Origin of the sequence: Daejeonella rubra, assembly GCF_900103545.1 — a bacterium.
In the GTDB taxonomy this organism is placed as follows: domain Bacteria; phylum Bacteroidota; class Bacteroidia; order Sphingobacteriales; family Sphingobacteriaceae; genus Daejeonella; species Daejeonella rubra.
In genome coordinates, this window is sequence record NZ_FNHH01000018.1 from 73,282 (window position 1) to 82,107 (window position 8,826).

Consider the following 8,826-nt stretch of genomic DNA (forward strand, 5'->3'; position numbering starts at 1 on the left):
ACCTCACCTGCTAAAGGGCAGGATTCGGTATGTTATTCGTTTCAGATCGATTTTTATCTTTTATAGTTACATTGGCTTGTGGTACGGCGAACATCAACCCAAAAGATATGATTAGCTAATTTAATGATGTTTTGCCCGCTCATTGCCGCGGAGGCTAGTCCTTTTTCTTTAGCAAAAAAGTGACCAAAACGCCACCGCTGCGTCTGATGCTATGAAAGTCAGTGGGTTGGCTAAGGTTGTCTTTACCGCACCATCCGCCTTGGGCGGAGGAAGAGATGTGAATGAAAGTTCAGTGCCAGACTAATTTGTGGTTCATTTTATGTTTATTTTTTTATCTCAAATATCAATGATTCCCCCTTTCCGAGTTTAGCGCAGCGCCTCTTCGGACTCCTCTATGGAGATTTCCCTTTGGTTGATTTTTCAGTCAGCACCCACAGGATCACAAATTAGGGTTGCTGGTGAGAATACCGACCAAAGTAAAATAAAGATACGCGGGTCTTCAGTTTAACATAAAAAAGTATCTATAAACGCTGATTTGGCATATTTTGAAGCTTTTTCAATTTCTGTGACGAAAACAGGAAAGAGAAGAAAACCTTCTGATTGTTAACAGTTCTCTCCAAACTTCTTGATCTGCATCAATAACATTTCTTATCACAGGTCATTAATGGTTCAAATTCTTCACGATAAATTTGCTGACAGTAATTTGAATTCAGATGATCAAAAGTATTGCCATATTCGGTGCCACAGAAAAACATGCTTCAGTATTAGCTGAAAGCCTGGCTTCGAATAACTACAGGCTTTTGTTGCTTTCTGAAGTAAAGCAAGCATTAACAGATCTTCGGGATCAGATCCTGATAAAAACTCCATCAGCGGATATTGAATTATTGGATTGTTCGACAGAAGCCAGTTGGCAGGCTGACAGTATCATTCTTGCACTGTCTTATGAGCTGCAGGAGATGATCGCTGCTTGGATAGGAGATTTTGTAACTCAAAAGACCGTGATCGCTTATGTGGATTCGGCACAGGAGGCACTAAACGCACTACCCTCAACAGGCTTGCAAAATTTATTGCCAAATGCGCATATCATATCATTGTATTTGACAAATGATCAGGAGAAGCAAAAAGTATTTTACGTTGGAGGACTTGATGAAGAGGCCTTAAATGAAACAATGACATTATTGATGTTGTCTGGATTTATTCCGGGAATATCTCAATTAACAGTAACACCTTAATTAAACCATAAAAAAAACAAAAATGAAAAAATCAATTTTAATTGCCCTTCTGGCTATTTTGAGTCAGGCTTCAACTTTCGCACAAACTACATGGAATGTTGACAAAGCACATTCTAAATTAAATTTTACAGTTGTACATCTTGGTATTTCTGATGTAGAAGGTTTGTTCAAAAATTTTGATGTAACAATTAAATCTTCAAAACCAGATTTTAGTGATGGCATTTTTGAATTGAGCGCAGATATCAGTTCGATCAATACTGAGATTGAAATGAGAGATAATCACTTAAAAAGCCCTGACTTTTTTGATGCTTCTAAATTTCCGAAATTGACTTTCAAAAGCACTTCCATCAAGCCAAATGGAAAGAACAAATATACATTGAGTGGAAATCTTACCATGCATGGAATTACTAAGCCGGTAAGTCTTAACCTTACTTACCGCGGAACAATTCTTCATCCTATGACTAAAGCCAATGTTGCAGGATTTCAGTTAACAGGAACTTTATCACGTAAAGATTTCAATCTTGGCTCTGGTTTCCCTGCTCCAATGATCAGCGACGAAGTTGAGATTAAAGCAGATGGAGAGTTTGCTGTTGCTAAATAAATATTAATATTCAAATTGGATAATTGGACTTTGGTTCGATTATCCATTTTTTTTTGATCTATCCGGGATTTAATAAGGTTCAACGACCGGAGATTTGATGCAATTCTTGCGAGTACGGCTTAAAAGGCCGTTGATTCATTCTCTGCACACCCTATTCAACTAACTATCCGTTTCCTGATCCTGCTTAATGTCTCCGGTGTAAGTCCCAGGTAGGAGGCGATCATGTGTTGTGGTACCCTTGAAACAATGTTGGGATAAGCAGAAATAAGTTTGAGGTATTTTTCTTCTGCAGAACTGCTTAATTCAGAAGTGAGCCTCTTTTGCATGGCAACCATATTATTCTGAGTCAGTATTCTGAAATAACGTTCAAATTTAGGAACCCGCTCATATAATTGCTCTAAAGCGGGGTTTGTGATTAAAAGTAACTCAGATTCTTCTATAGCATCAATATTATAAGCAGAGTTTTCTCCGGTGAAAAAACTGTATATATCTGCTATCCACCATCCTTCAGGAGCAAACTGCAGGATATGTTCATTTCCTTTTTCATCAGCGCTATAAGAACGTAGCAGGCCTTTTTCAACAAAGATCAGATTTTTGCATATATCATCCTGCTGAAGGATGTATTGTCTTTTTCTTAATTTTTTAGGAATAAACAGGCTTCTGCAGATCTCTTTCTCCACCTCATTCAGCGTTATTTTTTCTTCAACTTTTGAAAAAAGGACTTCAAACATTTATCGATATTTTTATCTATCCCAAATATGGCATTTTGCACTCAAATATTCTAGAAGTATGCCTGGATTGAAATGATTTAGTTACATAACAATAACGATAAGCTTGAATTTAAATTTATCATATAATTTTTTTAGATTTAGGCACCTGAAAAACATGCCTGACAAACCCTCCTTATTTAATTGGTCGTTAAAAAAATTACTTTTGACGATACCCGAGGCTTTTGAACAGTCTAAGGTTAAGGTCGTTTACACATTTCTAATCCTATCAATTGTAAAGCTCCTCATAATAGTTTCTATTATATATGAGAATGAGCTTAATATTCATTTTAAAAGTTCTATAATTTTTCTGATCATCTATTTTATTTTATATAAAATCTTACTGATCAATAAAAAATACACCATTCCAATAGCTCATGTTATGGTTTGGATGGGCTTAATTATGGTGTTTTCAATTTTGTTTGTCTTTGCCAAGGCAATCAATATTATGGCACTTCAGTTTATATTTATGATCATTCTGAGCAGTTTTTATTTGCTTGGAAGGACATATGGAATTGTTTATTCAATATTTGGAGTTGCCCCGGTTCTGACCTATATGTTCATTGGAAATAATCTTGATTTATCTGAGTTGGCTTCAAATAAACTTGCATCTCCCGCTTACGAAATAACAGTGTTCCTGAATTTTTTGACCATTATCATAGCCCATTATTTATATCACGAGGCCTCTGCTAAGAATATATTAGAAAAGGAATCGCTCAATGCCAGATTGATACTGGCAGTTGAAGAGGCCAATTTAGCTGCCCAGTCTAAGTCGGATTTTTTATCCACCATGTCTCATGAACTCAGAACTCCCCTCAATTCTGTGATCGGTATGGCTGAACTTTTAAGGGAAGAATCTAATTCTCCTGATCAGGAAGAGAATCTTAAGATCCTGAATTTCTCTGCAGCAAGTCTGCATACATTGATAAACGATATCCTTGATTTTAATAAACTTGGTTCCGAAAAACTTTATCTGGAGGCAATTGGAGTTAATTTGTACACTTTATTGCATGATATTTGTTCTGGTCTCCGCTTACAGGCAAAGGAAAGGGGACTTCAGCTTAACCTTGAAGTTGATGATGAAATAAAAAAATCGATAGTTTGTACTGATCCAACCCGTATCAGTCAGATCATCTATAATCTTGCCGGTAATGCCATCAAATTTACTGCGGAAGGCAGTGTTACCATCCGATTGAATGTTATCAGTAGTGATAGTGAATTGATCAATATTCGATTTTCTGTAATTGACACTGGTATTGGTATTAATGGAGAACAACAGGACGCTATTTTTGAGCCTTTCGTTCAGGCCTCTACGAGTACAACCCGAAATTACGGTGGAACTGGGCTGGGGCTGGCCATAGTAAAACGTCTGCTTGCACTATTTCACAGTACCATTAAACTTGAAAGTTCTGAAGGTAAGGGAGCCAGATTCTGGTTTGATATTGCTTTTAAAATTGATAAAGAACCTGTAAATAGTGGTTTAGATATTAAGGGTAATACCTATGATATTAAGGATCTTAAAATTTTAGTTGTGGAGGATAACCCAATTAATAGTCTCTTGTTAAAAAAGATTTTTCTCAAATGGAATAATACTCCGGACTTTACAAAAGATGGCTTTGAAGCCCTGGACAAGTATGACACAAACCATTATGACATTATCCTGATGGACGTTCACATGCCTTTACTGGACGGTTATGAAACAAGCAGACGAATTAGAAATTTGCCTGATGCAGTAAAGTCAAGCGTGCCAATTATTGCTCTTACGGCCTCTGTATCAAGTAATTTAAGCGAAAAGATTCGTGAAGCAGGAATGGATGATCATCTATCTAAACCATATAACTCTAAGGAGTTGTTTGCAAAACTTTTGGAGTATAAAAATAAAATTCATAAGAATGCCTGAATTTCTGACTCCTGTTTTCGTCATTAGGTCAGTCTGAGATTATTTTGATGCCAAAACGTTCAGAAGGTGTTGCTGAATTGTATTTGGTGCGAATAAGAGGTTAAGCTTCTGCCTGAATCTTTCAAATTAAAGAACCACCCCCTTTAATTCCCCCGCCAGCGGTGGACATGGACGGATAGGAAAATTTGTCTAGAACTGAAAAAAGTTTATCGTTTTCACGAAGGTCCCTCACCTGCGGAAGGGCAGGATTCGGGATGACATTCGATTTGAATTGATTTATTTTTCTTTAGACGCTATGCACGTTTCATCCCTGCCTACCGGCAGGCAGGCTGAACGAAGTGAAGGAATTTTTTGTTCTAAAGGCAAATTTGTGCCCAGTTTTACGAAGTTCCCTCACCTGCGGAAGAGCAGGTTTCGGCATGACATTCATTTCAGATTGATTTGTATCTTTTTTAGGCACATCGGCTTGTGGTATGGGAGAATACCGATCACTGAAAAAATACCGGTAATTTCAAACTACCACTTCATCGTCCTGAATCCTGGCTCTTGGTTCTTGGATCTCCTTTCCCACAAATTTCCCTCAGTTATTGAAGAGCAGGATTCGGGATGTAAATAAAAATGCCCAGTTCTCAATGAAAACAGGGCATTTTTATTAATTTAAATTGCAATTAGCTTGAAAGTGGTGGACCTACAGGTACAACGATTTTTTGGCGGCTGCTTGGCTGAATATATTTCTTCGCAGTGAACTTGGAAGTCAGGTATTCACCATGATGTATATTTCCAGACATGGTATCACCTGAAAGTGTTCCTGAAAAAGTAAATGGAACATTATCAGCTAACATTCTTGATGCACTTCTGAATTTAACTTCGTTTCCTTCAATGGTACCTTCCAATTCATTGGTTGTAAATGTGCTCTTGTGAGAACCTTTAAGCCAATTGGAATCTTGCTGTTCAATAAAGAAGGTATGTTTGCTCGTTTCGTTGAAGTACTCTACAGTAACTTCCCAGCGTCCTTTAATGTCTGCTGCCGGAGCTTTCATTTCAGGTACAGGGGGGCGCTTCATTGAAAGGGCATTAAAAATGCGTTCAGCAACGATCTTGTCATCACCAGGTTGCATCATCCATGCAGCAATACTGATAGAAGTTGAATTAGCTGCACCTGCTGCACCACGACCTCCACCACCTGCACTAAGTGCGATACGCGGAGTAGTTGTTGAAAGATAGGTCGCGATATCCTGTCCTGTTGCATTGAACTTTGATGGATCCCATGAAATGTTCAGGTTAGGAGTACGGTTATCCAATCCTTGTGGTTGGCGGATATTGGTTGTTATACCTGAAATTGCAGATACACGCTTTGAAATAGTCTCAAGGTAACCTGTCCAGGTAATTTCTTCCTGTGCATGATTACGTTTGGTCCATGCTTCAACAGCAGCAAGCATACCGATCTGCTCTTCTTTACCAACTTTATTATCACGACCAGGACCATGGTGCGGAGCACCAGATTGCCATGCGGCCATAAGAAGCTTCTTATCGCCTAATAATAAACCCGCACTTTGAGGACCACGGATAGCCTTTCCTCCGCTATATGCAACTACAGTTGCACCATCAGCCAGGTGAACATTTGGATTTAAGGTCAGCGCTTCTGCTGCGGCGTCAACTAATACAGGAACCCCTTTTGCTTTGGCAGCCTTTGAGATTGAAATGACAGAAAGAGGACCAGTATCACCCGGTTTAGTAGGCATCATATAGATCATAGCAGTACGGGAATTCATCGCAGCTTCCAGTTCTTCCTGAGTATCTACAGTGATCACTTTTACACCCGCATTCCTTACGGCGTGATCATACACATTCCGGGATCTACGCGGGATAATTACTTCATCTTTATCCATACCTGTTATATCAGGTAAGCGAACCAGTTTTTCAGGGTTTCCACCGGTTACGCTGGCTATAGTTACGATCTTAATTCCTCCGGCACAGCCTGAAGAAACAACTCCCCATTCTGCTCCTGATAATTCAGCTAATTTTTTACCAACGCCCATCGCCAGTTCATCTAACTGAACATAGTTTGATTGAGCATTGTACATTGCTTCTTTAGCTTCAGGAACTAAAGTAGATGCACCGATAATTGTGAATGTACCACGGCAATTGATTACCGGTTCCACCCCAAGTGCACGATACACTTCAGGACCTAATAATGCTGATCCTGCTGCAGCTTTCTCGCCACCAAGCATACCAGCAAGGCCTGCTCCTTCAGCACCGGCCGGAGCAGCCATTGCAGCCTGAGCACTTCCAACAACTCCACCGGCTAATGGCAGCAATGTCAGACCTTTAATAACGTCTCTACGTTTCATTGAATTATTTAGTTTAAGTTATATTGAGATTGATTTTTACGTTTTTATAGTTTCGGAATAAAGAATAGTCTAATTTAAAGACTTGAGTATATATTAAAGTCTAATATAGGTAGTATTCATGTTACATCCGATCCCTGAAAATAAAATATTGCCTGTTTTTATTTCTTCTGGCTATTTCTGTATGCTTTTACCTCTTCAACACTAACAGCAGAGGCATTATTGCCAAAATTTTGCCTGATATAGGTTAAAATATTAGCTACTTCTTCGTCTTTCAGGAAATTATGAGCAGGCATCAGCCCATTATATGGTTTATCATTCACCACGATCTCACCATTCAATCCCATCAGTAAGGTATTCAATAACTTTGTTTTGTCTCCCGTTACCCAATCCGTTCCGCCAAGAGGAGGGAAGCGATTACCATCTCCTTTACCATCATTCTGGTGACAGGCAGCACAGTAGGTATTGTAAAGCTTTGCATTTTCCGGGATCTTCCCTTTTTCAAGATTATCTTTCACTTCATCTGGTGTCCGGATATGAGAAAGAAGTTTATGTTTTTCCATCTCTGCCAGCTGTGCAGTGCCGAAATTCTTTTTATCACCTTTGTACATCACGCGCCAGATCTTTCCTTTTTCAGTTTCACTGATGTATAAAGATCCATCGGGTCCCATGGCAATTCCCATTGGGCGATAGATCGCATCTTTAACGTTAACTATCGGATCTACACCGGCAAAACCATCGGCAAATACTTCCCAGTCGCCGGTAGGAGCACCGTTTTTAAAGGGTACAAAGGCTACAAAATAACCCGACTGCGGATAAGGTGCCCGGTTTGTTGAACCATGAAAAGCTATAAATGCTCCATTTTTGTATCGTGCAGGAAACTGGTTTCCCTGGTAAAAATAGAGGTCGTTCGGTGCCCAGTGTCCCGGAAATCCTATTAATGGCTGTGCCAGTTCTTTACCTTTGCCTTCTTTTTTGCCGTCTCCACCGTACTCTGGTGTCATTAATTTCTTTTTCTGCATCTGGTCATAATAGTAATATGGCCATCCTGCATCATCACCTTCCTTTATTTTCAGGAATTCTTCTGAAGGCAATACTGCACTCTGCCAGGCAGTATACAAGTCCGGGAACAAACGGTGTAAATTATCCCTTCCATGCTGCACAACATATAAACTTTTATCTGCCTTATTCCAGTCCATCGCTACAATACTGCGCAGACCGGTTGCGAATAAGGTTCCGTCTTTTTGTGTGAGTCCGGTTTTGCTGGCATCAAAACGCCAGATCCCGGCATGCTGCTCAAGCTCCGGACAAGGCATTATTCCCGGCTGCCCCGGCTTTCCTCCGGGAGTGTTTGCCATGTCCATGCAGTTATTGGAGGGTGTTCCAAAAGGTACGTACATAAATCCTTTATCATCGAATGAAACAGGCTTGGTTATATGCCAGTGTGCGCCATGTCCGTGATCATCGGTCAGAACGGTTTCCATCTCACTTTCCGGTATTAGTTTGCCGGGAGTAAGTTTGCTTCTGTAAATGGCCAGTGAAGAACTGTAATAAAGATATCCTTTGTGGATACGCATACCATTTGCCAAACTCCCAACATCTTTATAGCTTCCGAAATGTTGAATAATATCGGCTTTTCCGTCATTATCGGTATCCCGCATGGCTACATTGCCTCCTTTTGCTGAAAACCTCAATTTGACATAGATATCTCCATTATCATTTACTGCCAGGTGCCTCGCCGGACCAATGCTATCAGTAACTACCACTGCTTCAAAGCCTCCCGGAAGTGTAATCCCGCCATTGTCCGGATCAGAAGGAGGGAGTCCTCCGGGATTTCTCATCAGGGTATGGCTAAGCAGAGCAATAGAAAGTATGGCGGCAGCTGGATATTCCGCTCCATAGTACGCCACGATTCCGACACAAAGTACGCCGCCCATTCCGAAGCAAAGTACGCCACGATTCCGAGGGAAAGGTTACC

Annotated in this window: 6 protein-coding genes; 3 read left to right on the top strand and 3 right to left on the bottom strand. The window is 40.0% G+C overall.

All coding sequences use genetic code 11. The annotated features are described in order from the left end of the window. Positions 1-713: 713 nt before the first annotated feature. Together BLR27_RS12640 and BLR27_RS12645 are read left to right on the top strand one after the other, a co-directional pair. The gene (locus BLR27_RS12640) at positions 714-1,232 is read left to right on the top strand and encodes a Rossmann-fold NAD(P)-binding domain-containing protein (protein ID WP_090705406.1); all 519 of its coding nucleotides are present in this window, start codon (positions 714-716) and stop codon (positions 1,230-1,232) included. A 22-nt stretch (positions 1,233-1,254) separates the two neighbouring features. Then, the gene (locus tag BLR27_RS12645) at positions 1,255-1,833 is read left to right on the top strand and encodes a YceI family protein (protein WP_090705408.1); all 579 of its coding nucleotides are present in this window, start codon (positions 1,255-1,257) and stop codon (positions 1,831-1,833) included. 155 nt (positions 1,834-1,988) lie between these two features. On the opposite strand, the gene BLR27_RS12650 is transcribed toward BLR27_RS12645, so the two are convergent. Next, positions 1,989-2,564: a Crp/Fnr family transcriptional regulator gene (locus tag BLR27_RS12650; RefSeq protein ID WP_090705410.1), complete on the bottom strand. Its 576-nt coding sequence runs from the start codon at positions 2,562-2,564 to the stop codon at positions 1,989-1,991. Between the two features lie 202 nt (positions 2,565-2,766). Between BLR27_RS12650 and BLR27_RS12655 the strand changes: the two genes are divergently transcribed. Then, positions 2,767-4,500, top strand: a complete 1,734-nt coding sequence (locus BLR27_RS12655) for an ATP-binding protein (protein WP_176767699.1) — start codon at positions 2,767-2,769, stop codon at positions 4,498-4,500. A gap of 668 nt (positions 4,501-5,168) precedes the next feature. Here BLR27_RS12655 and BLR27_RS12660 read toward each other — a convergent pair. Both BLR27_RS12660 and BLR27_RS12665 read right to left on the bottom strand, forming a co-directional pair. Next, entirely contained in the window at positions 5,169-6,851 is a 1,683-nt protein-coding gene (locus BLR27_RS12660; RefSeq protein WP_090705414.1) for a PLP-dependent transferase, read from the bottom strand. A gap of 158 nt (positions 6,852-7,009) precedes the next feature. After that, on the bottom strand, positions 7,010-8,785 hold the full coding sequence (locus BLR27_RS12665) for a c-type cytochrome (RefSeq protein WP_221406336.1): 1,776 nt from the start codon (positions 8,783-8,785) through the stop codon (positions 7,010-7,012). Positions 8,786-8,826 lie beyond the last annotated feature (41 nt).